The organism is Paenibacillus sp. T2-29, from assembly GCF_052921365.1.
Genome location: NZ_JBREVE010000007.1, coordinates 106,922 through 131,165, shown reverse-complemented (window position 1 = coordinate 131,165; position 24,244 = coordinate 106,922). Strand labels below are relative to the sequence as shown.

Sequence of the window (24,244 nt, the reverse complement as noted above, 5' to 3'; positions counted from 1 at the left end):
AAATGAAGAAAAATTTGATGTTTTTAACACTGATGCTTGCACTGGTACTGGTCGTATCGGCCTGTGGCAAAGCGGCTCCGGCAACACAGGAAGCGACTGGCGATGGCTCCTCAACTGCAACAACGGAATCCAAAACTGTATCGGTCAAACACGCACTGGATGAAAACCCGGTCCAAGTCAAAGTCAATCCGAAGAATGTCGTTGTTTTTGATTTTGGTTCATTGGATACGCTCGATAAGCTGGGCGTAGACGTTGCGGCGGTAGCGCAGCAGGATCTTCCTACGTATTTGAACAAATATAAAGATTCCAAATATGCAAGTGCGGGCACGCTGTTTGAGCCGGATTACGAGAAAATCAGTGATCTCTCTCCTGAACTGATCATCATTGGTGGCAGACAAGCTGATGCATATAAAGAGTTGAGCAAAATTGCACCCACGATTTCGATGGCTGTAGACACCAAGGATTATATCAATTCCTTTAAGAAAAACGTTGAAACGCTGGGGCAAATCTTCGACAAAGAGGAAGCTGCCAAACAAGAACTGGCTGCGATTGATAGCTCCATTAAGGCTGTACATGACAAGGCTGTAGCGAGCAAGGCTAAAGGATTGATCGTACTGACAAATGAAGGAAGCCTGAGTGCATACGGCTCACAATCCCGCTTCGGTATCATTCATGATGCTTTTGGCGTAACTCCTGTAGATCCTGGCATTAAAGTATCGACGCATGGACAAAAGGTTTCTTTTGAATATGTACAGCAAAAAAATCCTGATTATATTTTTGTCGTTGACCGTGGGGCTGTGGTGGTCGAGGAAGGCAAGGAACAGGTTACAGGTAAACAAACCATTGAGAATGAACTGGTGAAGAAAACCAATGCATATAAAAACGGTCATATTGTATACCTGGATCCTAACTACTGGTACCTGTCAGGTAATGGTCTGGAATCCGTATCTGAAATGATCAAGGAAATAGATGCTGCACTGTAATGCATACATTTACATCATGGGGGACTATGTAGGATGAAAGGTCATGTAGATGAAATTTCATTAGATGGGTATCTTGTGCACGTCTATACACCTCCCGTATCTGTGAATCATAATGAGCTGTATCCTGTGCTGTATGTACAGGATGGCAGCTCTTTATTTCTAAGCGGGTTGGATGAGCTGGAAAGAGGTTTTTCTACGGGAGAGCTGCCCCGTGTAATGCTGGTGGGCATTCAGCCTGTGAATCGGCTGGATGATTATACGCCTTGGGAGGCAGCTGCTTTAGTAGAGGGAAGACCTGCTTTTGGCGGTGGCGGAGATGCGTATCTGACGTTTGTAGTTACAAAATTAATGCCATACGTCGAGGCAAAATATCCAGTGCAAACTGGGTTGGAGCATACAGGGATGATTGGTGCTTCGTTGGGTGGACTGATTTCCATTTATGCAGCCTTCCGTTATCAGCATATATTTGGACGTATTGGTTCGATCTCGGGTTCGTATTGGTTTCCCGGTATGATCAATTATATGCAATCTGCATCATTTGCCACTGTAATGGCTGGGACACACCGTATATACATCTCTGTCGGGACCCGTGAGGGCGAAGGGAAGACGAATGTGCAAAAAGACATGGTACCGTTGACCCTCCAGGCACACGAGGTGCTGCTTGCGCATGGTTTTACGGAACGTGAGGTACGGCTGATCAAAGTTGAGGGAGCCGTGCACCACATAGATCACTTTCGGCACCAGTTTCCCCGTGCCGTTAAGTGGTTGCTTGAATAATGTTTTAAGATTGGTTTTTAATCATAAACGCCAAAGGAAGAGATATGGCATCTCGATCCTTTGGCGTTTATTTAGATAGCATTCGGATGAGTGGCTGATTTAACGTATCTGAATTTCCAGAGGCTGCGGAAATCCCCGGGAATGTCCTCCATAATCCACGATCTCAAAAGTAAGTGGCTGCGGATACTGCTCATGGTTTGAGATTACAAATCCGTCCAGGCCGGTACCTGCATCAGCCAGTATATGTCGCTGTCCCCTGCCGTCAATGAACGTATTTGCCATTTGAAAATAGAGGCCGCCTGAGTTTTCCGTAAACTGGTATCTTAAATACAAACGAAGTCGCTGATGTGTCGGATTATTAATATATTGATCGAGTTTAATGTGTTTATCCGGAGATTTAACGATTGTTTTGGTTATCGTATTAAGAGTAATAAATACGCTTTTATCCGGTTTCAATCGAAGGTTACTAATATTGAGCCAAATCTGTTTATGCTCTGAGAAAAAGCTGCTTGTAAAGTAATAGAATTGTCCTTGCTTGGTCGTAATGGTGCGATCGTATTTCAGTAGGTTTTCATAGGATGGATGGGCAGAACGGTTAACTTGGCTGGAAACCAGACTCATAAAAAGATCCGTATCTATAATCTCCCGTCCCCCTGTAGGTTTAAAGCGAATCTCCACATCCGTTCTTAACGGTGTCCTGATGAGCCGCCGCAGCTCGATATGCTGGTCTTCGACGGCAATGTCCCGGTTGAGATCTTTCACTTCGCGCAGTGCAGCATCCGGTCCTGGCTTCAAAGTCAAGGGAATGCTAAAGTGTTCTGCCTGGGGCTTGACAGAAGAACCTTGCCGGGCCTGAGCCTGCCAGACTGCGGACAAGGTTAGTGCGTTGGGGATTTGCCCCGGCTGTTCAAAATCAAAGACCATAACGTTGGAGACCACGGTCTGATCAGGACCAGCCTTGCTGCGGGTATCCCAAGTAAAGGAACCATCTAACGGCTTGCCATCCGAACCAAGCAGCCGTGGTTTGACATTGCTTTGCAGCTGCAAGGGGGATTTGGAGCCTTTATTTTCAGCCGTATATAAAATAATAATCCGCTGGCTATCCGCAGCCATTCCATCAATGGTTACCTTATAATCTCCGGATATAAAGCTTTGTTCTACTGGCCAATAGATATCATGTGCTGCTGCTTGCTGAAGCGCGAGTGTAAAGTTGTCCTGCTCACCGAAAAGACGACTTACATAAGTCGGGATTTCATGGTGTCGTTGCACCGGCTTTGTCGCCGTTTGCGGTGTCAGCCAATGCCGGGTTCCCCAGATTCCGCCCCCGATACACAAGGCGAGCAGAACAACGGCTATGATTTTTAGCCTGCCTGCAGGTATGGACCAAAATCCTGTGCCCCGAAGGGGTTTACCTCTATTGGCCCGCTGTATACCACGCCGCATAGCCAGATTCATCGCTTCGGCAGACACTTGTTGGGCAGCTTGTTTGGCCTCCTGTACCTGCTGCTTGAACCACAACTCCTCTTGATCAGCCATGCTGTATTTCACCTCCATGATGGATTTTGTGCCGCAGCTGCTTCAGCCCTTGATGCAGCCAGGTCTTGATGGTTCCTTCTGATCTGCCAAGTATCTTCGCAATTTCGGGTACGGTCATGTCATCGTAATATCTCAGCAGGAGGGCTTGCCGATATTTGGTTTTAAGGCGGCTCAGGGCTTGCTGCATGTCCAGCTTGCTGTCACTTACCATTTCGCCAACCCCTTCCGTGACAAGAACAGGAATCTGGGAACGGCGCCGTTTTTGTCGCTTGAGTTCTTCCATACAGCAGTTCATCAGAATACGGATGATCCATGGAATCAGCGCCGCGGGATCCCTCAATTTGCTGCATTGGGACCATGCACGGTAAGTGGCTTCTTGAAGCATATCCAGTGCATCTGCTTCATTACGCAGGTAGCTGTATGCAATGCCGTAGAGTCGTCGGTTGTGTCTGGTGATCAAGGTGAAAAATGCATCCTCATCCCCTTGGCAGGCGGACTCTGCAAGTTCTTTGTCTTCCATGCGGACCTCCCTTTTTTATCTGCCATGTCCGGCCGGTTCATGGGCATCTATAGATAAGGATGGATTGAAGAGCCCAAAACGTTTTATTTTTTTACTGGATGAATTTACCTCCGTACTAATGAGCCGGTTCAAGTTTGGTTTGGGCCGCTTGAATACGTATAATAAAGAAATATCCAATATCTGATGTTACATAATAACGAACGTAAGGGGGAGACAACCATGAAAAAAAACCGCCTGGGATCTTCGGATTTGCTGGTAGGTGAGATTGGCCTAGGATGTATGTCGATCGGTACGGAGGAGCAGCAAGCCGTTTACTTGATTCATGAAGCATTAGACAGAGGCGTAAATCTGTTGGATACGGCCGATTTGTACCAGCATGGACGCAATGAAGAAATTGTGGGGGCAGCCATCCGTGGACGGCGGCAGGATGTTATCCTGGCGACCAAGGTCGGCAATCGGCGTATACCGGGACAGGAGGGCTGGGGATGGGACCCGTCCAAGAAATATATCCTGTCCGCCGTTAAAGAGAGTCTGCGCCGCCTGGGAACGGACTATATCGACCTGTATCAGCTGCACGGAGGGACGATTGACGATCCGATCGATGAAACCATTGAGGCTTTCGAGCAACTGCAGCAGGAGGGTGTCATCCGCTACTATGGTATTTCCTCCATTCGCCCGCATGTTATCCGTGAATATGTGGAACGCTCGAATATCGTTAGTGTTATGAATCAGTATAGTTTACTAGACCGGCGTGCAGAGGAGGAAGTATTGTCTTTGCTGCAGGAGCGGGGAATTAGCGTGATTGCACGTGGACCCGTGGCAAGCGGTGTATTGGCTGACAAGGGGGAAGAAAAGGCAGCGAAGGGATACCTAGACTACGAAGAAGCAGAGCTACTGGACATGCGCAAGCAATTAAAGGCATTTGCAGGACCAGAGCGTAGTATGGAGCAGACAGCAATCCGTTATAGCCTGTCTCATCCGGCTGTCGCGGCTGTGATCCCGGGTGCAAGCTCTTTGGGGCAATTGGAGCATAATATTTCTGCAGCAGATATTGCACCGCTAACTGAGCACGAGCGAGAGACGCTACAGCAAATCTGCCGAGCCAATCGTTATGACGCGCAATACCGCTGACTCGAGCCATAATAGGATAAATGAAGTATACGCTCGAACATGTACTCATCCCAGTTGCAATATATACAAGAATCATTACAATATAGGAATAAGCCTGATTTATCATTCATATGTGAATGTGAAGATATTATCAATTCACTCTAGGAGGGACCAACGAATGGAACGCATCGAATCTGAGCAGCAATATCAGGATTTAATTAACGGTGACGGTCTAACCGTCGTGAAATTTGATACCAGCTGGTGTCCAGATTGCAAGACGCTGGATAAATTTATGGACGGCATTATGAAGGAGAACGCGGATAAGCGTTTCTTTGCCCTGGATGCCGAGAAGTTTCAGCCGATTGCCGAAGAAAATCAAGTACGTGGCATTCCAAGCCTGCTCGTGTTCCGTAATGGGGAGAAAATTGCTCATTTGCACAGCAAATACGCCAAAACGCCAGCTCAAGTTTCGGAATATCTGACTACGCTGGAATCCAAACAGTAATTAGTTCGCATGGTAGATCTAGATCAGGATGATCTACCCAAGCAGCGAAATAGCAAAAGGGATATCCAAGGCTGACCTTAAGGCCACTTGGATATCCCTTTTTGGTTGTAGGATACCAAACAATGATTACAAAATAATGAAAAAGAACACAGCCGCCAGCACGAAACGGTAGATGGCAAACGTAGTCAAGCTCAAGCGCTTGAGCAGACCGAGGAACGTTTTGATTGCCAGCATACCAACGATAAATGCAGTAATAAAGCCGGCTGCGAACACCGGGAAATCACTCATAGACAGATGATCCATACTTTTAATCATATCAATCCCCGATGCACCCAGCATGACCGGAACAGATACGAGGAATGTAAATTCTGCGGCTGCCGTATGGCTTACACGTGCGAATAGGCCCCCAGACATAGTTGAGCCTGAACGAGAGAAGCCTGGCCACAGAGCTAGGACTTGGAACACACCGATGGTAAAGGCTTGTTTGTACGTGATCTCATCCAACGTATGTGATCTAATAGGCGGATGGAATTTTTCAGCCGCGATCATGAGCAAGCCCCCGATGACCAAACTGTACAAAACCGTTTCAGGACCAAACAAGTATTGCTTGATTACATCACGGAACAGTACACCAATTAATCCCGCAGGGATCATGGCTAAAATAATATGTAACAGGTTTAGACGTGGCTGGGACGAGATTTTGCGTCTGAAATCAAACAGGCTGAGGAATCTGCGCCAGTATAATACAACGACCGCCATCACAGCACCTAATTGTACGATAACCTCAAATGTTTTGACCGTATCATTCTCGGTGTTCAACCCTAGAAGATCAGCCGTAAGAATCATGTGACCCGTCGAAGAGACCGGCAAAAACTCTGTCAGCCCTTCAATAATCCCCATAATAATAGATGATAAAATATCCAATTTATTAGCTCCTCCTTACACGCATGTAGGGCAAACAACCTGAGTCGTTTGCCCTAAAAATATGTCATTTCAGTAGGAGTGAACGCAAGTGCCAAGTGCAGTATGCTGGTCGCTCAGACCACAAAGGTTCACTCCTGGGAAGAAGTGTCCGATTCCGACTCCATTTCCGAGGTCGGGGATTTGTGGTGTAAAATAATTTCTACCCGACGAATACGATTTTTACCCATTTCTCGAATGATAAATTTCACATCATCTTCTATGAATTCCTTGCCCTGTCTCGGTTCCGGAACCCGGCTATACACCCACCCTCCGACAGTATCCACGTCTTCATCGTCCAATGTCAAGCCCGTCAGATCACTCAGATCGGAAAGCATCACTTTACCATCCATCAAATAACTGTTCTCCGTCAGTTTCTCGATTTCCTTCCGTTCATCCTTATCAAATTCATCCCGGATTTCGCCAACAATCTCCTCCAAAATGTCCTCAATGGTAATCAGACCAGAGGTTCCACCATATTCATCGACCAGGAGAGCGATATGAACCTGCTCCTTCTGCATACGTTTCAAGAGCGTGTTGACGGGAATAACTTCCGGAACGGTCAAGATCGGTTGAATCAGGCTATCGAAAACAAGCTCGGGATTGCGATCATACTCAAGGAATAGCTGCTTGGTATTAATCATACCAATGATCTGATCCTTGCTGTCTGTCGCTACCGGAAAACGGGTATACTGTTCTTCGTGAATAGTCTGCATGTTTTCTTTGAGCGAGCGATTCGTAAACAAGCATACCATATCTGTACGTGGCACCATAATTTCTTTGGCAACGGTCTCGTCAAAAGCGAAGATACGATTTACGTAGCCATATTCGGTGTTATTGATCTTACCACTTTCCACGCTTTCGGACAAAATGATCTGAATTTCTTCCTGAGAGTGCGCTTCTTCATGCTCACTAGCCGGTTGAAGACCAAACAGACGAACCAGGCGATTGGCCGAGCCGTTAAGGAGCCAGATAAACGGATACATAATCCGGTTAAACCACACGATGACTGGAGAGGTTAACAGGCTGACAGCTTCCGCTTTGCGGATCGCCAATGTTTTGGGAGCCAGTTCGCCGATCACCACGTGCAGGTAAGTTACAATGACAAATGAAATAATAAAGGCCAGGATATGTGAAAACTCCCCATTGATGTTGAGCTGTTGAAAGAGAGGCTCCAGCAGTTTGACTACAGTCGGTTCACCGAGCCAACCGAGTCCTAACGCTGTAATCGTAATACCAAGCTGACAGGCGGACAGGTAGCCGTCCAGATTATTGACGACTTTTTGTAGCGCCAGTGCGTTTTTACGGTTCTCCACGACCAGCTGATCTACCCGGCTGGAACGGATTTTAATAATCGCAAACTCGGTAGCCACGAAGAAAGCACTAAATAAAATCAACACCGCAAACAAAAATAGACTGACACCTATACCCATATAATTTTCACTCATCCCTTTTTCGTTCAATTTTTTAAGGAACTCTGTTTTGAGTTCACTTGAACTTATTTTAAGAACTTAAAAGAAAATATACAAGGTTCATATGGAATCGTAGCAGGTCACCTACCTCTAATTTACACGAAAAATAAGGCATAATAGAACCCGCACGGCTCATTGCTTCACTTTACAAGCCTAGTTTAAGGGCGTATGATGAGTTCGAATGAACTTGAAATGTAACAAAGGGAGGAAAGCAGATGGAGTCTTTTACCCTCACTCGCCGTGATATGGCCCATTTGCTGCTGGCCATGGAAGGTCGCAGCGATTTGCAGCCTTTGGCTGTTCTCCAAGACGCTTGGAGGCGCACTCATAGCCATCTTGCCCGTTCCGGTAGCACCATGCCGACATTTCTATATACCGAAGTGACGCCTGTGCTGGATAAAATCATCAAGGGCAAGCACAGCGCAGCCTTTTCGCTGCAGGAAATTGTTTCTCTAGGCCAACTGGTGGAATATAGCCATGTCTCACTCGCCTCTATGCAAAATTGGGTCAAACGTGATTTTAAGGAGTTTCTCGGCGCTCCGAAGATCGGCAAAAAATACTCAGTCAACCAGGCAGCCATATTGCTTATCGTGGAAGATTTAAAATCATGTCTTGATTTTGAATCCATCCGTCAGCTATTTCATATCCTGTTCCAACAGCCTGAAGATGATACGGATGATCTGATTCAGCCGGTCGATTTGTACGCTGCATATTCAACTTTATTTGAAGAACTGGATGCGAACGGAGACCAACTGCTTGATGTGACAGGAGCAGGGTATGCCAAAGACAACGGAAATTCTGCTACAGGACAGAAGCGGCAGGAAGCTGCGACAGAAGAACTGCTGGTACAGGCTGCAGATCAATATACTTGTCGTTTACAGCACTTGACCCCCAACCAGTGTGAAGCAGTGCGTAATACTTTGCTGGTAGCAGCGGTATCGGTGCAAAATAGTTATTTTTTGTCGATGGCGCGTCGGTATGTGAATGCGACATTATTTTTGGATTTTCAAGGATAGATTAGGATTGGCGCAAGAGGCCGATCCTATTTTTTTTGCTCTTTTTTGAGGATTGTCTACCCTTTTGGAGACTGAAAAAGTATACAAAAGAGGTATATACACTCAAACGCTGTCAAAGATACAATAAACATATATAATCCAGCAATTGGAAAAACTTTGAATATCTCTTCCAAACATCTGGATACACACACAGGAGGTAATGGCATGTCCGATGTCTCCATCATCATTTGTACCCGCAACCGGATCGAAGACCTGACACGCTGTATACAATCTATTGCTGCACAGCAGCAATTGGAGCATACAGCTGTAGAACTGCTGATTGTTGATGACGGCGATATTTCCGACCAACAGATTGAACAGTACCGTCACATGGTATCCAGATTGCCTCAAGGTGTTCTCAAATATTATAAAAAAAGTCGTCCCGGCGTTTGGTTATCCCGCTATGAGGCCTTGTCTCTCGTGCGGTATGATATTGTGCTGTATTTTGACGATGATGCCGAACTGGACGATAAACTCTATATCCGGCGCTTGCTCGATACCTACGAACAGGATGAAACGATTGTAGGTGTTGGAGGGATTGCAAAGGGACTACATTCAAGCCGGGCAGGAAAGCTGCTTGGCGTTTTGACTTTTCAGATGTCTTCTTCCCTTGGCAAGCTCTCACCCAGTAGTCTGGCAGGTTCTTTGCTGCGTTGGAGCGAAGCAACTGAGACTTTTGACACTGAATTTTTCCATGGCTGCAATATGTCATTTCGGAGGGATGCGCTTCGGGACATGAAGCCGTATCCGTGGATGACCAGCTATGCGGTGGCTGACGACTTGTACATGTGCCAGTTAGCGAGCCGTTACGGCAAACTGGTGATTAATCCTGACTTAAAAATCATCCATCATGAATCTCCAAGCTCGCGCGATAAGGCGGGCAAAGTAGCCAAGGCGACAGCAATTAACCACTATTATTTTCTTGCCCTAAAAAAGGCGGGATTTATCCAGTATGGAGCTCTTTTATGGACCTTAACCTACTTGATGCTCAAAGAAACGCTGCGCCGTAATTTTAACGCAGCAGATGGATACAAGCAGGGGGTGTTGTTCATTCTGAACCCGCGTAAGCAAAAATATAACGAATATTTAGGCCCGGCGGTTCAGTAATCTGCTTTATACACATTGACAGGATAAAGGGGGAGTATGATGTTAAGCTTGTCCATTGCTCTGTGCACCCGCAATCGGGTTGACGATCTGACCCGATGCATCAATTCAATTGCCATGGGGGGAGCACCAGAGGCATGTGAAACCGAGCTGTGGATTATTGATGACGGAAAACTGCCAAAGCATGTGCTGGAACGTTATGAGCGTCAGTTGGGCAGAGCGGGAATTGCCTACCGATATCATCGTAAGGAGCAACCCGGACTATGGTTATCACGTGTAAAGACAGTGGAGCTTGCCCAAGGTGACATCATTTTGTTCCTTGACGATGATGTTGAGCTGCCGAGCAACTACTTGAATGAGTTAATGCGCACCTATGAGGCGTATCCGCAGGCAGCTGGTGTTGGCGGCATAGCACAGGGAATGAGTAACAGTTTCATGGGTACGATTCGCTGCTTGCTTTCGTTCCAGCAATCCTTGTCCAAAGGAAGATTGTCCCTCAGCGGTCAGTCTGGCTCGATGTACAACTGGCATAAGGCCAAGAAGACGTTTAAGACCCAGTTTTTTCATGGTTGTAATATGTCATTTCGCCGTGATGCGATTCTAAGTCTGGAGCCGGTACCTTGGTTGCAAAGCTATAGCGTCGGCGAGGATTTATTACTTTCCCGTATCGCCATGAAAAGCGGTCCATTGTATATTAATCCGGCGCTTACGCTGCTTCATCACGAATCGCCGTCCTCGCGCGACAATATGGAACAGGTTACTTATATGCGGGTGATGAATCATATTCATCTACTACGTGACGAGGGGGCTGGGCCGATCGGTTATGCAGCCCTATATTGGACGACGTTGTATCAGATTTTGAGGGAAAGACCCAAAAAAAATCATAAAGCCATTCAAGGCTATAGAAGAGCACTGAAAGAGATTTTCTCAAGTACGAAGGAGCCTGTTAGCGGAGGACAGTTGTCTGAACGCAATTCCAAAAAAACAGTAGGCTGATGGAGGTGCGTCAAAAGACGCGATGTGAGCATAGAGACGAGAGGCTTAATAAGGAACAGGAGTTGGACGTAACATGAGCACATGGACAGCAGCAAGGAAAGTATTCACGGGTGACAGTCTCGCCAAAACGATCATGCGCACAAGCTTTAATAATTTTTTTGTGCTAATCGTCACGACCCTGACTTCCATCCTGACCGCACGTATGCTCGGAGTAGAGGGGAAAGGTGAACTGGCGGCTGTTCTGTTCTGGCCTACGCTGATCGGCAGTGTATTGAGCTTCGGCTTGCCAACATCGTTAATTTATAACCTCAAGAAGAAAACAGGCACGACGGAAGAACTGCTGGCGTTGTCGCTCTGGATTCAGTTGCCTGCCAGTCTGTTGGCGGGAGCGGTGGCCTGGATATGTATGCCGTTGTGGCTGAATGGCTATGGTGCAGACATCATCCAACTGTCGCAGATTTATTGTGCGGCAGCAGTACCGTTAGCGGTGCTTACAGCACTCACGACGGCATTATCGCAAGGACTGGATCGATTTAGCGTATATAACGGCCTGCTGTTTTACTATCCGTTACTGAATTTCATCGGTCTAGTGACCCTGTGGCTGATGGGCTTACTCAATGTGCAACTGGCGGGGGCAGTGAATTTTGCTGCGAGTTTCCTTGCGCTCATGTGGGCGTTCCTCCGTTTGCGCAAGCATATGAATTTGCGCGCATTTCGTCCGTTGACCAGCCGCCAAGTGCTGCGCCCTTATTATAGCTATGGAGCGCGGGTGTACGGGATGGAGTTGATGGGGACGCTGTCCACACAAACGGACAAAATCGTCATTGTGGCGCTGCTGTCACCCAAAGCGTTCGGTCTGTACTCTGTTGTCTACGCCTTGTCCCGTGTGTTCAATGTGGTGCAAAATGCCGTCACTAATGTAACCTTCCCGAAGGTGACAGGGATGGAACACAGCAAAATTGTCGAAACGGTGGGCCGTGCTTTTCGCATCTCTATGGCTGCGATGCTAATCGTCATTGTACCGGCTCTCTTCATTGGCCGATACATGCTGGGATTGCTGTACGGTCCCGCTTTTCTGGAAGCATCGCTAACGTTCTACCTGCTGTCACTGGAATGTATTATTGGTGGTGGCTCATGGATTTTGGCTTCGGCCTTTAACGCACTCGGTCGTCCGGGACTGGTACTGTTCCGGCAAATTGTAGCCTATGCGATCACCGTCGGTCTGTTTTTTATTTGTACACCGATCTTCGGTCTGGACGGCATTGCTATTGCTCTGCTTGTAGGTGCTTGTGTACGGTTGGCGTTCTCGCTGTTCTCGTTCCCCATGTTTTTCAATGTTCCGCTATCCCGGATCATTTTTGATAAAAGTGATATTACATTTGTCTTACAGACTATACAAAAGAAGCGCAGGAAGGGAGAACTGAAAGATGCCGAATTCGCATCCCATGGCTAAACTAAAAAATAAGCTAAGCGTCATTCTCGACGTAGTCCCTCAAGGTTCGAATATTATTTATGTCGATTATCCCGTCTATAATAACGGTGGGGATGTACTGATCATGAAAGGCACCGAAGCGTTCTTTAAGGATAATGATATTCGTGTCCGTGCCCGTTATAGCGCCATGGATATTCCCGATCAGCTTCATATTCCGGGCGACTGGATTATCGTATGCCACGGTGGTGGCAACTTTGGCGACTTATATTCAAATCACCAAAATTTGCGAGAACGCATCGTTCGTGATTTCCCTAACCACCGAATTGTTATCATGCCGCAGACGATCCACTTCCAGTCTGAACAGAAGGCTAATGAGGTGGCTGCCCTGTTTAATGCTCACCCCGATCTACATATGTTTGTGCGGGATACACGCTCTTATCAGTGGGCTAAGGATAAGCTGAACCAGTGCAACATCACATTATGTCCTGATATGGCGCACCAGCTTTGGCCATTGAAGCCAACTACGGAAACCGTTAAGGATGTACTGTACTTCCTGCGTACGGATATTGAAACGGTGGGGGGGCAAAAGAAATTCGATGACGAGGCTGATGCCTCTCACCGTCTGGACTGGGATACTTTATTCACTCCGCTGGAAGTGAAGGGGATCGTCTATTTCCAAAAGTTTTACCGTTTGAATAAGAAAATTGGTGGCCCGTTGCCTACCCGTACATTCTGGTACAAGTACACTGACCATCTCATGAACAAGGCGGTTACGCTGTTCAGTTCTTACCGTGAGGTTCGCACTTCACGGTTGCACGGTCACATTCTGGCCTGTCTGCTTGATATGCCGCATGTTGTCATTGACAATTCTTACGGCAAGAATTCGCAATATTATAATACCTGGACACAGCCGAATCCGAAGGCAAAGCTGTTCAGTGAAACACCTGAAGCATTAGAACAGCCGTCTTAATCGTAAGAAAAGCTAGTTAAAGACCTCCTGAACACTTCATTGGTTTAGGAGGTTTTTGGTTCAGTACTACAAAGAGCATAAGTATAATTTAATTAGATAAACAATTAACGCAATGAATATTTTAATGACTTAATCTATAAGAGAGGATATTTTCGCTCTATTTTGACAATTCATTTCATGAATAGATATAATTTATGGGATAAAACTTGCAGAAAAGCGCGGAATTCTCCAGCTTTTGCTGTACATCACATGATCGTATATTTATTTAAATGAATCGAGGCTGACGAATGAGCAATCAATCGATGGACATGCTTCTCACGAAGGATATCGTGCGTGAAGGGGAACCGATTTTGCGCAAAAAGGTTGATCCGGTATGTCTGCCGCTGTCTGAAGAGGATCTTCAACAGATGCAATGGATGCTGGATTATCTGAAAAATAGCCAAAATGAAGAGCTGGCCACCCGCTATGAGCTGCGCCCGGGTGTAGGACTATCCGCCAACCAGGTTGGGTTAAATAAAAGAATGTGTGCTATTTATTATGAGGACGGAGACCAAACGGTAGAATACGCCCTGTTTAATCCGAAGCTGGTCAGCCACTCTACATCCATGATTTACTTGGAACAGGGGGAGGGATGCTTGTCTGTAGATCGGTATATACCCGGATATGTACCGCGTTACGAGAAGATTCGCATCAAGGCCAATTTGCCGGACGGAACTCAGGAGCTGTTAACGTTTAAGGGTTATGCAGCGATTGTTGTACAGCATGAAATGGACCATCTGGATGGCATTATGTTCTATGACCGTATCAACCCGGAAGATCCGCATAAGCTGCCACAGGGAGTGCATATCGAACCTTTTGTACGTAAATAGTTCGTGATCTGTAAAGTGTGGTGACTCCGTTCACCACCTTTTTATTTTGCAAGAAAATATGGATATAAATGTTGTGAAGCTTTAAACTGAAAACATGTAAGCGCTTATTTCGCGGGAGGGATGGCATGTATCGTGGAGTCCGGCATCTGATGAATAATATGCGTATGCGGAATAAGCTGCTCTTCTCCTACGTACTGATTGTCATGATCCCAGTGCTGGTGGTGGGCGGCTGCGTTACTTTTTATTTGCGAGAGCAGGCACTGGACAGTGCGATTGCCCAGACGGTAAATAATGTGGAAAAGATTAAGAGCCAGACAGCAAATTTACTACGTGTGCCAACAGATATTTCAAATGGGCTGATGTTCGATAAAAGGCTAAAGGAGATGGCGAACCGTCGTTATCCCGGCATGGTGGAGCTCATGAATGCGTACCATCAATACAAGGATTTTAATGAGTACACCCAGCAATATAGAGAGGTTGCTACAATCCGGTTCTATTCGTACAATCCGACGTTGGTCAACAATCTGGAGTTTATTCCTGTGGACTCTAACATTGAGCGGCAGCCATGGTTCCAGGAGGCTTTGAAGGGGACGGCGATTAACTGGTTTTACATTCAGGATAAGGAGGATACCCCGGTTAATCGCCTCAGCCTGGTACGGCAAATTCCTTTTCCCGAATACAATTCCAAGGGAGTTCTGATGATTGCACTGAGTCAGACCGAGTTGAATCATATGCTAAGCAAGGAGCCCTTTGAAACATTGATTGCGGATCGCAACGGGATTGTGGTCGCAGCTACCCATCCACAGTCGGTAGGTCAGACGTTGACCGATTTACATTTAGGCTTTGATGTCCAGCGTGCAGGTAAGGGGATATATGAAGCAAAAATCAATGGAACGCCCTCGAACATTATTGTGGATGAGCTGCTGCCAACCTCAAGTGTGAGCGGATTGACAATTATTTCGGTGTTTTCCACGGAACATATCGTGCAGGGGGCGAACCGGGTCAGCCTGATTGGTGCATTATGTGTACTAGCGGTACTCATCATGGCGCTGATTCTGATTACCATCATTTCCTGGCTTATTACCAAACGGCTCCAGCGGCTGAGCTATGAGCTGGGTCAGGTAGCGGCGGGTGATTTTCATGTAGTATCCAGTGTGGAGGGAAGGGACGAGATCGGTGATTTATCGCGCCGTTTCAACTACATGGTAAGTAGTATCCGCCAGCTTATGGCACAGGTCTATGAGACGAGTGAGCATAACAACAAGCTTGAATTGGCACAAAAGGATATCAAGCTAAAAATGATGGCAAGCCAAATTAATCCGCATTTTCTGTTTAACGCGTTAGAATCCATTCGAATGAAAGCACATTTGAATGGGGAAGCAGAGATTGCAACGACGGTCCGTTTGCTTGGCAGGCTGATGCGCAGGAATCTGGAGATTGGCAGTGGTAAAACAACCGTATTACAGGAGCTGGATATGGTGCGATCCTATTTGCAAATTCAGCAGTTCAGGTTTGGGAATCGTTTGGTCTATGAAGTGAATTTGGAAGAAAGCGCGAAGGACATGTCGATTCCTCCCTTAATCATACAACCGCTAGTGGAAAATGCAGTTATTCATGGCCTAGAAAATAAGGAAGAGCCAGTTACCGTGAAGGTAGATATCACAATAGAACAAAGAGAACTGCACATTAAAGTGGCTGATGATGGAATTGGCATGAAGGAAGAACAACTGACCCGTCTGTTGGCTCGGATCACGGGTACGGAGGAGCCGGAAGGGAGCAGTATTGGTCTGCGTAATGTTCATCAACGTCTGACATTGATGTATGGTGAACGTTATGGTCTGCATATTGAAAGCGCATTACAGGTAGGAACAACCGTATACTTTTCCATACCAAGGGAGGAAGCGTCGAATGTATAAAGCGATGATTGTAGATGATGAGCCTGCGATTCGTGAAGGACTGTCTTCCATTATTGACTGGGGGGATTGTGGCTTTCGCATCGTCGATACGGCAGAGAACGGACGCGAGGCTCTGGAAAAGTTCGGAGAGCATCGACCGGAACTGGTCATTGTAGATATTCGTATGCCTGGGATGAGTGGATTGGAGGTTATACAAAGCATACGCCAAATGAATGGGGAGCCGTTTCACTTTCTCATTTTAAGCGGATATGCAGACTTTAATTATGCTAGGCAAGCCATGGGATTCGGGGTGGATGGTTATCTGTTGAAGCCGGTTGATGAGGAAGAAATGACGTTAGAGCTGAAACGAGTACGACAAAGCATTGAGAATGAAAAGGGAGATGGAAAGTGGGGGAGTCCATCTTCGCATGAGCGCGATTGGATTGAAGCACTGTTGTTTCCGGTTCATTCAGAGCACCCTCGGGATGCTGTAGAACCCAGCCATCGTGCATCCAAGCAAGCTGATCACCAAAGCGACGCTGGAAAGCATGGACAACAGCCAGCGTTACCAGCATTGGACTGGAGTAGCTATCAGGTGATTCTGCTGGATTTGCGTATACCTGACTGGGATCGGCAAGCCCGGCAGTTGGCAGCAAAGCAGCGGCTAGCGGAATTGTGTCGTGATCAGGATAGAGGCATTGTGTTTGAGGCTGGAATATATACGGGCCTATTGCTTCCCGCCATGTTAAAAACGGAGCAAGATGCTGTTCAGTTGCTGGCTGCATGGCGACAGGAACTAAAGCCTTGGGTAAATGAAATCTATGGGGCTGCTGGCGCTCCGGTAGGCATTCTTAGCGATATCCCCAGATCTTTTGAACAAGCGTTACGATTATTGGAGCGTACGTTTTTGTTCCGGGCAGAAAGAGTCATGCTTCCTGGAGACCTACGTGAATGGGAGACAGTCCATGCTGAAATGGATGAAGCGTCTGATAGAGCCTCGGATGACCCCATGCGTTATGCAGAAAAGCTGTACTATGCGCTGGATATGGCTAATGGTAAAGTGGCGACCCGTGTCATTAAGGACATGGAAGTCCAATTTCCACAGATTTATCGTACAGAATCTGCAATCAAGGCGGCATTCGCTCAGACATTCACACTGGCACTGAACAAGTATGCAGCTGGACAAGAACACAGCCGGACCGTGCTGGAGGAGCACTCTAACCTGATTACCAATGTATATGCTTATTCAACATTGGGCGAGCTGGTGGATCACTCGCTCGAGCATGTGTTGCAGTGGATTGGCCAGACTGATACGGGTGGCAAGGAGATCATCATGAAGCAAATGATTGACTTTATACATGGTCATTATGATGAAAATTTGCGACTGGAGTTACTGGCGGATATGTTCAATTACAATAGTGGGTATTTGGGCAAACTGTTCAAAAGTCATACAGGCGAGGCCTTTAATGCCTACCTGGATAAGGTAAGGATTGAGCGAGCAAGGGAATTGCTTGCACAGGGGATTAAGGTGCACCGAGTGGCGGGCCGCGTGGGATATGCGAATGCAGATTATTTTCATAGTAAATTTAAAAAATATGTTGGTATGTCACCTTCCTCCTACCGTAATCAGACCCAAAAAAACGGAGGAACAGATGGCTGTTGATCGATTTCCTAGGTTTAACGTTATGAAGTCTCTCTTGCAGATGTCGGAGGTATGTCCTTCGAATGAAGAGAGGCTTTTTTTATATGTTGAAAAAGGACGGATCAATAGAAAATGTCACATTCATTATGGATTTTAAGGCATTTTCATAAAAACGCCATCGTTATGACACAACTTTGACACGATGTTCACATTTTTGATTCTATTTCATTTAAATTTATTCTATATAATGGGGATAATCTGAAGCCCGGTTATGGCAACCATGGCAAGTTAGCTGAGTGGGTCATTTCCTAAAAAAGTGACGGTTTCATATGTAATAGTGTGAATATAATCACAAACACAAAAGACTTCAGATCACAAACATTAAATCATTGTTAAGGGAAGTACAGGGGAGGAGCAGCATCATGGACGTATTGGATTTGGCACGGTTGCAGTTTGCAACCACTACGATTCTTCATTTTGTTTATGTGCCGATCTCCATTGGATTGTCATTGTTGGTGGCAATTATGGAGACTATGTATGTTATCAAGAAAAAGGATTTGTACAAAAAAATGGCTCAATTCTGGGGGACATTTCTGCTGATTAACTTTGCGCTAGGGGTAGTCACCGGGATTTTGCAGGAGTTCCAGTTCGGAATGAATTGGTCGGACTTTTCCCGTTTTGTCGGTGATGTATTTGGTACGCCGCTAGCCATTGAAGCATTGCTCGCATTTTTCCTGGAATCGACCTTTATCGGTCTATGGGTGTTCGGCTGGGAAAGATTATCCAAAACTGTCCATTTAATTTGCATGTGGCTAGTAGCGATCGGTACGATGCTCTCGGCTTTGTGGATTTTGGCTGCCAATTCATTCATGCAACGTCCCGTAGGATATGGGGTTGTAAATGGCCGGGCAGAAATGCAGGATTTTGCTGCCTTGTTAACGAACGAGCAGCTTTTGTGGGAGTATCCTCACACCATTTTTGCTGCCATTGCAACCGGCGCTTTTCTCGTAGCAGGTATTAGTGCTTGGAAGCTAATGCATAAAAAGAATATGGACTTTTTTAAACCTTCTTTTAAATTGAGCATTATTGTTGCATTAATCTGTGCCATTGCTATTCCTTTGTTTGGTCATGGACAGGCTCAATATTTGATCAAAACACAGCCCATGAAGATGGCAGCCAGTGAAGCTCTGTGGGGAGACAGCGGCGATCCGGCGCCTTGGACGGTTATTGCAAATATTGATCCTGATAAGCAGGAAAATACCTTTGAGATTAAGGTTCCGTTTGCACTGAGCTTTCTGTCGTATAGCAAGTTTTCCGGCTCTGTGCCTGGTATGAAGGAACTTCAAGCACAGTATGAAAAGACCTACGGTCCAGGTGATTATATTCCGCCTGTCCGTACGACCTTCTGGAGCTTCCGCATTATGATTGCGGCAGGATGTGCCATGATTGCACTTGCTCTGTACGGAGCTTACCTGAGTTTTCGACAAAAATTGGAGGGCTCACATCGTTGGTTCTTCCGCCTTATGCTGTGGGGGATATCGCTCCCGTTCATTGGGAATACAGCAGGCTGGATCATGACAGAAATGGGACGTCAGCCGTGGACTGTGTTTGGCTTGCTTCAAACGAAAGATTCTGTTTCACCTACCGTTGTAGCAGGAGAAGTGCTGTTCTCCCTGATTGCATTTACGACGCTGTATCTCATTTTAACGGGTGTACTGGCATTCCTGTTTGCTCGCACCGCTCGTAAAGGCCCAGATATTGAGCCGCATCAGCATACAGTCATTCATGATCCATTTGCTCAAGGAGGTGACAGCATTGTCGTTAAATGATTTATGGTTCTTATTGATCGCAGTGTTGTTTACAGGCTTCTTTTTTTTAGAGGGCTTTGATTTTGGCGTGGGGATGGCAACAGGATTAGTGCCGCGTAATGACCAACAAAAACGTTTGATGATCAATACGATTGGTCCATTCTGGGATGCCAACGAAGTGTGGCTGATTACAGCAGCAGGTGCGATGTTTGCCGCCTTTCCGCATTTTTATGCAACGATGTTCAGCGGATATTATCTGGTATTTGTGTTTATTTTGCTAGGTTTGATCTTGCGAGGAGTCTCCTTTGAGTTCCGTGGCAAGGCCGAAGGAAAAGGGTGGACAGGAACGTGGGATACTTGCATTCTGATTGGCAGCTTCCTGCCGCCGATGCTGTTTGGTATGGCCTTTGCGGCTTTGGTGAAAGGTGTACCTATTCAGCAAAACATGGATTTGAAAGCCGGATTTTTGGATGTGTTCAATGGATACACCGTATGGATTGGACTGACAGTGGTCGGAATGTGCCTCATGCACGGGCTGACGTTCATTTCTCTGCGGACGATTGGTGAAGTCAGAGATCGTGCTCGTGTGATCGCGTCCAAATTTCTTCCGGTTTTGGGAATTCTACTTGCTGGTATGGTGGTATGGACTTATTTTGCAACGGATTTATTTGCACGTCGCGGTCCCTTTATGTATGTTGCGGTAGCGGTGGGAATTCTCGCCTATGTGCTGACATGGTATTTCCTGAGGCAGCGCCGCGAAGGGTGGGCTTTCGGGATGACAGGTGTCATCATTTTGCTAAGCTTCGTTTCGTTATTCGTTGGCTTGTTCCCAAGATTTATGGTGAGCTCGATCAACAGTGCTTTTGATTTGACGATATATAATGCAAGCTCCAGTCATTACACACTGAAAGCCATGACGATTGTTGCAGCAACGCTTTTACCCTTTGTGTTGGCTTATCAGGCGTGGAGCTATTTTGTTTTCCATAAGCGTCTCAGTGAGAAGGATCATCTGGAATACTAATGGATAAAGCCTGGTTTGAATTAAAGGGCATTCGGCCAGTAATGCTGCTGCTGGCCGCCCTTTCCCTGCTCCAGGGAGCAGCGGTAATTGCACAAGCCATCTTTTTGGCAAAGGCTGTAACGGATTTGTTTAATAAAAATCCGCTGGTAATGGCTTGGCCGTCGCTGGCATTGTTTTTCGCGGCTTTTGCAGTGAGGCATACGATGATCTGGCTGCAACGCCGGACAGCCGGTCGTTTCGCCGAAGCAGCAGGCGCTTCCTTACGGGAGCGTCTGCTTGCGCGTTTGTTCGAGCGGGGTCCGGGTTTTGCCGCACGGGAAGGAAGCGGCAAGTTGGTGACGCTAGCGCTGGATGGTATGGATCGGTTTCGCAATTATTTGGAAATATCCATTCCTCGTATGATAGACATGATGGCTGTAACCTTACTGGTGCTTGTGTATGTTTTCACATTAGATATGATTTCAGGTGTGATTTTGACGACTACGATGCCGATTTTGGTGGGCTTCTTTATTTTACTCGGCTTGGCGGCGCGAAAGCAGGCAGACAAGCAGTGGCGTTCCTATCGTCTATTATCACATCACTTCACGGATTCGTTGCGTGGCCTACAGACACTAAGGTTTTTGGGACGCAGTCGGGCGCATGGGGAAACCGTAGGGAAGGTCAGCGACCAATACCGTACGGCAACGATGTGTACGCTGCGGGTAGCGTTTCTTTCTTCATTTGCCCTCGACTTTTTCAGTATGCTGTCGGTCGCTTTTGTAGCAGTAGGCTTGGGGCTGCGTCTGATTAGTGGTTCGGTGGGACTGGAGGCAGCGCTTGCGGTGCTTATTCTGGCACCGGAATATTTTATGCCTATACGCCAGTTGGGATCAGACTATCACGCCTCATTGGACGGTAAGGAGGCTTGGGGAGCGATACGCTCCATTCTCGTTGCAGAGGATGAAACGATAGATCCGAATACAGCTAATGATAAAGGATTAGACATCACGGGGCAGGACATCCTCAAGCTGTCCGATGTGTGTTTTCTTAATGAAGACGGCTCCGCCCGGCTTGAACATGTGTCTGCAAGTGTTGAACCGCACATGAACATGATTGGCATCGTCGGAGCGAGCGGTGCAGGCAAAACGACATTGCTTAGTCTGCTTGGCGGCTTTACTGACCCCACTTCAGGTGAGCTGACCCTTAATGGATGCCGATTATCTGTGGTTACCAAAGCTGAATGGCAACGGCATATTGCCTATATTCCACAGCATCCTTACTTGTTTAGCGCTACTTTGGCAGATAATATTCGCTTTTATGAACCGGAAGCATCCAACCAGCAGGTAGAGTGGGCGATTGACGCGGTTGGACTGCGTGAACTGGTGAATGGCCTTCCGGGTGGTTTGAATGAGCCTATTGGGGAAGCAGGTCGGACATTGAGTGGAGGGCAGGCACAGCGGATTGCCTTGGCGCGGGCTTTGCTTAGTAACCGTCCGATCATTTTATTGGACGAGCCTACAGCACATTTGGATATTGAGACAGAATGGGAGTTAAAACAGACCATTTTGTCCGTATTGAAACACAAAAGAATGTTTCTTGCCACCCATCGGCTGCATTGGATGCCGGATATGGACTGTGTCTGGATGATGAATCAAGGCCGTCTGGAAGAGGTAGGTTCCCATCAGCAACTAGTTGCCCAAAAGGGAGAATATTACCGATTGCTGACGGGAATGTCGGAAGGAGGGGACGGACGATATGAGAGCAACGGACAATAGTAGCCAAGGCTGGTTTTTGCCTTATCTGAAACACTATTTTTGGGCCTTTCTGGCAGCGGCTCTTTTGGGTGCACTATCCATTGGATGTGCAGGCGCGCTGCTCTTTACGTCCGGTCATCTGATTACTCGTTCGGCCTTAAAGCCTGAAAATATATTAATGGTGTATGTGCCCATTGTGCTTGTGCGAACGTTTGGTTTTAGTAAAGCCGTCATTCAGTATCTGGAACGCTTGGTAGGCCATGATGCTGCGCTGCGCCTTGTGTCTCGTATGCGGGTACGCTTGTATCGGGCAGTGGAACCGCAGGCGCTGATGATTCGCAGCAAATTTCGTACAGGGGATCTATTGGGATTGTTGGCGGAGGACATTGAGCAGCTTCAAAATATCTATCTGAAGCTGGTTCTGCCTGCGTTATCGGCTTTGCTGATTTATGCAGCAGGCATCTTGGCGCTTGGCTGGATGGACGGAACATTTGCCTTGATGATGGCGCTATATGGGGGATTTTTGCTGTTCATCGCCCCGGCTATCTCACTTGGGACCTCACTCGCCAAACGGCTTACGTTCAAGCAGGAACGGAGTAAAGCCTATCAGGAACTGACGGATGCTTTGTTCGGCATGAGTGATCTGGTGCTGAGTGGACGGACTGGGCATTTCCTTAACACCTTTACACAACGTCACAAGAGGGCTGCCATGGTGGAAAATTCACTTCGTCGGAACGAGTGGCGTTCTCATTGGATCGCACAATGCCTTGTAGGCGGCGGAATTGTAATTATGACTGTGTGGGCCGGAGGACTGGTAGCACAGAATCGCATTGAAGCCACATGGCTGGCATCCTTTGCCTTAGTAACTTTTCCGTTGCTGGATGCCTTCGTTCGCGCTGGAGAAGCGGTGGTTCATGCGCCGGAGTATCAGGATTCACTTCGACGGCTAAAGGATTCCGAGAAAGATACATCTGCACTTGCAGCACGATCAGATGCAGGACAACCAGCAGCAGACGATGCAGCAGATACTAAAGAAGAACAGGCTACCGCTCAGCGATTAAGCCACGGGGGAGACCTACTGCTGAACAACGTAAGCTTCCGCTATGCGGCAACGCAGGAATGGAGTGTGCGTAATATCTCCCTACACGTACCGCAGGGGGGGAAGGTTGCATTGCTTGGCCGCAGTGGTGCGGGCAAGTCTACGCTGCTGAATCTGATTCAGGGAGCATTGCAACCTGATGAAGGGAGCGTCACTGTCGCAGGCGTGCCCGTATTTACAGGTGGAGCATACTCCAGTCTGTTTGCGGTGCTAAACCAGCAACCGTATTTATTCGATACGACGGTAGCGAACAATATTCGTTTAGGGCGACCCGATGCCACGCTCGATGAGGTTCGTGCAGTGACGGAGCAGGTAGGGCTTGGAGCCCTGATTGATTCTTTACCAGAGGGTTACGATACAAGAATGCAGGAGACGGGCCTTCGCTTTTCCGGTGGAGAAAGGCAGCGCATTGCACTGGCGCGGATTTTGCTGCAAAACCATCCGATTGTTTTGCTGGATGAGCCGACAGTGGGGCTTGATCCACTGACGGAGCATGAACTTATGCAGACGATGTTTCGCGTACTGAAAGGCAAAACATTGATCTGGATCACTCATCATCTCACGGGGATGAAGCATATGGACGAGGTGATCTTTATGGAACAAGGCACCATCTCCATGCGAGGCAGTCATGATGAGCTTTGGCGCGATCATGCCCGGTACCGTAATCTGTATAAGCTGGATCATCCGGATCTGGAAAATTAGTGATGATCACCGTGTCGGATAATATGATTCATCTGCTAGAAGCTTTGAAACAAGG

General features: G+C 47.1%; 20 protein-coding genes. 16 read left to right on the top strand and 4 right to left on the bottom strand.

Going from position 1 to position 24,244, the window contains the following annotated elements:
* Positions 1-2 precede the first annotated feature (2 nt).
* Together ACU1JV_RS19400 and ACU1JV_RS19395 are read left to right on the top strand one after the other, a co-directional pair.
* Positions 3-983 carry a siderophore ABC transporter substrate-binding protein gene (locus tag ACU1JV_RS19400; protein WP_264217642.1) on the top strand — a complete coding sequence of 327 codons (981 nt, stop codon included), beginning with the start codon at positions 3-5 and terminating at the stop codon, positions 981-983.
* 33 nt (positions 984-1,016) lie between these two features.
* Entirely contained in the window at positions 1,017-1,760 is a 744-nt protein-coding gene (locus tag ACU1JV_RS19395) for an alpha/beta hydrolase (RefSeq protein ID WP_413987026.1), read from the top strand.
* A 99-nt stretch (positions 1,761-1,859) separates the two neighbouring features.
* Here the strand turns inward: ACU1JV_RS19395 and ACU1JV_RS19390 are convergent, their stop codons facing one another.
* Positions 1,860-3,296: a hypothetical protein gene (locus ACU1JV_RS19390; RefSeq protein ID WP_413987025.1), complete on the bottom strand. Its 1,437-nt coding sequence runs from the start codon at positions 3,294-3,296 to the stop codon at positions 1,860-1,862.
* Complete coding sequence (locus tag ACU1JV_RS19385; protein WP_413987024.1) at positions 3,289-3,816, bottom strand: RNA polymerase sigma factor; 528 nt, start codon at positions 3,814-3,816, stop codon at positions 3,289-3,291. Before ACU1JV_RS19385 ends, ACU1JV_RS19390 begins: the two co-directional genes overlap by 8 nt.
* Positions 3,817-4,035: 219 nt before the next feature.
* Between ACU1JV_RS19385 and ACU1JV_RS19380 the strand changes: the two genes are divergently transcribed.
* Both ACU1JV_RS19380 and ACU1JV_RS19375 read left to right on the top strand, forming a co-directional pair.
* Positions 4,036-4,947 carry an aldo/keto reductase gene (locus ACU1JV_RS19380; protein WP_165082574.1) on the top strand — a complete coding sequence of 304 codons (912 nt, stop codon included), beginning with the start codon at positions 4,036-4,038 and terminating at the stop codon, positions 4,945-4,947.
* Positions 4,948-5,104: 157 nt separating this feature from the next.
* Positions 5,105-5,431 (top strand): thioredoxin family protein, encoded by a 327-nt coding sequence (locus ACU1JV_RS19375; RefSeq protein WP_019688638.1) that lies wholly within the window; start codon positions 5,105-5,107, stop codon positions 5,429-5,431.
* A 126-nt stretch (positions 5,432-5,557) separates the two neighbouring features.
* Here the strand turns inward: ACU1JV_RS19375 and bacA are convergent, their stop codons facing one another.
* On the bottom strand, positions 5,558-6,355 hold the full coding sequence (gene bacA, locus ACU1JV_RS19370; protein ID WP_013373128.1) for an undecaprenyl-diphosphate phosphatase: 798 nt from the start codon (positions 6,353-6,355) through the stop codon (positions 5,558-5,560).
* 128 nt (positions 6,356-6,483) lie between these two features.
* A complete protein-coding gene (locus ACU1JV_RS19365; RefSeq protein WP_192811785.1) occupies positions 6,484-7,824 on the bottom strand; it encodes a hemolysin family protein in 1,341 nt (446 codons plus the stop codon).
* 254 nt (positions 7,825-8,078) lie between these two features.
* Here ACU1JV_RS19365 and ACU1JV_RS19360 point away from each other — a divergent pair, with 254 nt between their 5' ends.
* The 12 genes from ACU1JV_RS19360 to cydC all read left to right on the top strand — a co-directional run bounded on the left by ACU1JV_RS19360 (position 8,079) and on the right by cydC (position 24,189).
* Positions 8,079-8,879 (top strand): DUF1836 domain-containing protein, encoded by an 801-nt coding sequence (locus ACU1JV_RS19360; RefSeq protein WP_058711501.1) that lies wholly within the window; start codon positions 8,079-8,081, stop codon positions 8,877-8,879.
* 204 nt (positions 8,880-9,083) lie between these two features.
* The gene (locus ACU1JV_RS19355) at positions 9,084-10,025 is read left to right on the top strand and encodes a glycosyltransferase family 2 protein (protein ID WP_413987023.1); all 942 of its coding nucleotides are present in this window, start codon (positions 9,084-9,086) and stop codon (positions 10,023-10,025) included.
* A gap of 39 nt (positions 10,026-10,064) precedes the next feature.
* Entirely contained in the window at positions 10,065-11,018 is a 954-nt protein-coding gene (locus tag ACU1JV_RS19350; protein WP_413987515.1) for a glycosyltransferase family 2 protein, read from the top strand.
* Positions 11,019-11,091: 73 nt separating this feature from the next.
* Complete coding sequence (locus ACU1JV_RS19345; protein ID WP_013373123.1) at positions 11,092-12,471, top strand: lipopolysaccharide biosynthesis protein; 1,380 nt, start codon at positions 11,092-11,094, stop codon at positions 12,469-12,471.
* On the top strand, positions 12,446-13,420 hold the full coding sequence (locus tag ACU1JV_RS19340) for a polysaccharide pyruvyl transferase family protein (protein WP_040102847.1): 975 nt from the start codon (positions 12,446-12,448) through the stop codon (positions 13,418-13,420). The genes ACU1JV_RS19345 and ACU1JV_RS19340 overlap by 26 nt, the downstream gene beginning before the upstream one ends.
* A gap of 287 nt (positions 13,421-13,707) precedes the next feature.
* Positions 13,708-14,289 (top strand): peptide deformylase, encoded by a 582-nt coding sequence (gene def, locus ACU1JV_RS19335; protein ID WP_016324730.1) that lies wholly within the window; start codon positions 13,708-13,710, stop codon positions 14,287-14,289.
* 125 nt (positions 14,290-14,414) lie between these two features.
* Positions 14,415-16,205 (top strand): cache domain-containing sensor histidine kinase, encoded by a 1,791-nt coding sequence (locus ACU1JV_RS19330; RefSeq protein WP_013373120.1) that lies wholly within the window; start codon positions 14,415-14,417, stop codon positions 16,203-16,205.
* Positions 16,198-17,847 (top strand): response regulator, encoded by a 1,650-nt coding sequence (locus ACU1JV_RS19325; RefSeq protein WP_413987021.1) that lies wholly within the window; start codon positions 16,198-16,200, stop codon positions 17,845-17,847. The genes ACU1JV_RS19330 and ACU1JV_RS19325 overlap by 8 nt, the downstream gene beginning before the upstream one ends.
* Before the next feature lie 401 nt (positions 17,848-18,248).
* On the top strand, positions 18,249-19,655 hold the full coding sequence (locus ACU1JV_RS19320; protein ID WP_025674770.1) for a cytochrome ubiquinol oxidase subunit I: 1,407 nt from the start codon (positions 18,249-18,251) through the stop codon (positions 19,653-19,655).
* Positions 19,642-20,655, top strand: coding sequence for a cytochrome d ubiquinol oxidase subunit II (cydB, locus tag ACU1JV_RS19315; RefSeq protein ID WP_025674771.1), 1,014 nt, complete (start codon positions 19,642-19,644; stop codon positions 20,653-20,655). Before ACU1JV_RS19320 ends, cydB begins: the two co-directional genes overlap by 14 nt.
* Positions 20,655-22,409 (top strand): thiol reductant ABC exporter subunit CydD, encoded by a 1,755-nt coding sequence (gene cydD, locus ACU1JV_RS19310; RefSeq protein ID WP_413987020.1) that lies wholly within the window; start codon positions 20,655-20,657, stop codon positions 22,407-22,409. The genes cydB and cydD overlap by 1 nt, the downstream gene beginning before the upstream one ends.
* Complete coding sequence (gene cydC, locus ACU1JV_RS19305; protein ID WP_413987019.1) at positions 22,390-24,189, top strand: thiol reductant ABC exporter subunit CydC; 1,800 nt, start codon at positions 22,390-22,392, stop codon at positions 24,187-24,189. The genes cydD and cydC overlap by 20 nt, the downstream gene beginning before the upstream one ends.
* Positions 24,190-24,244: the final 55 nt, after the last annotated feature.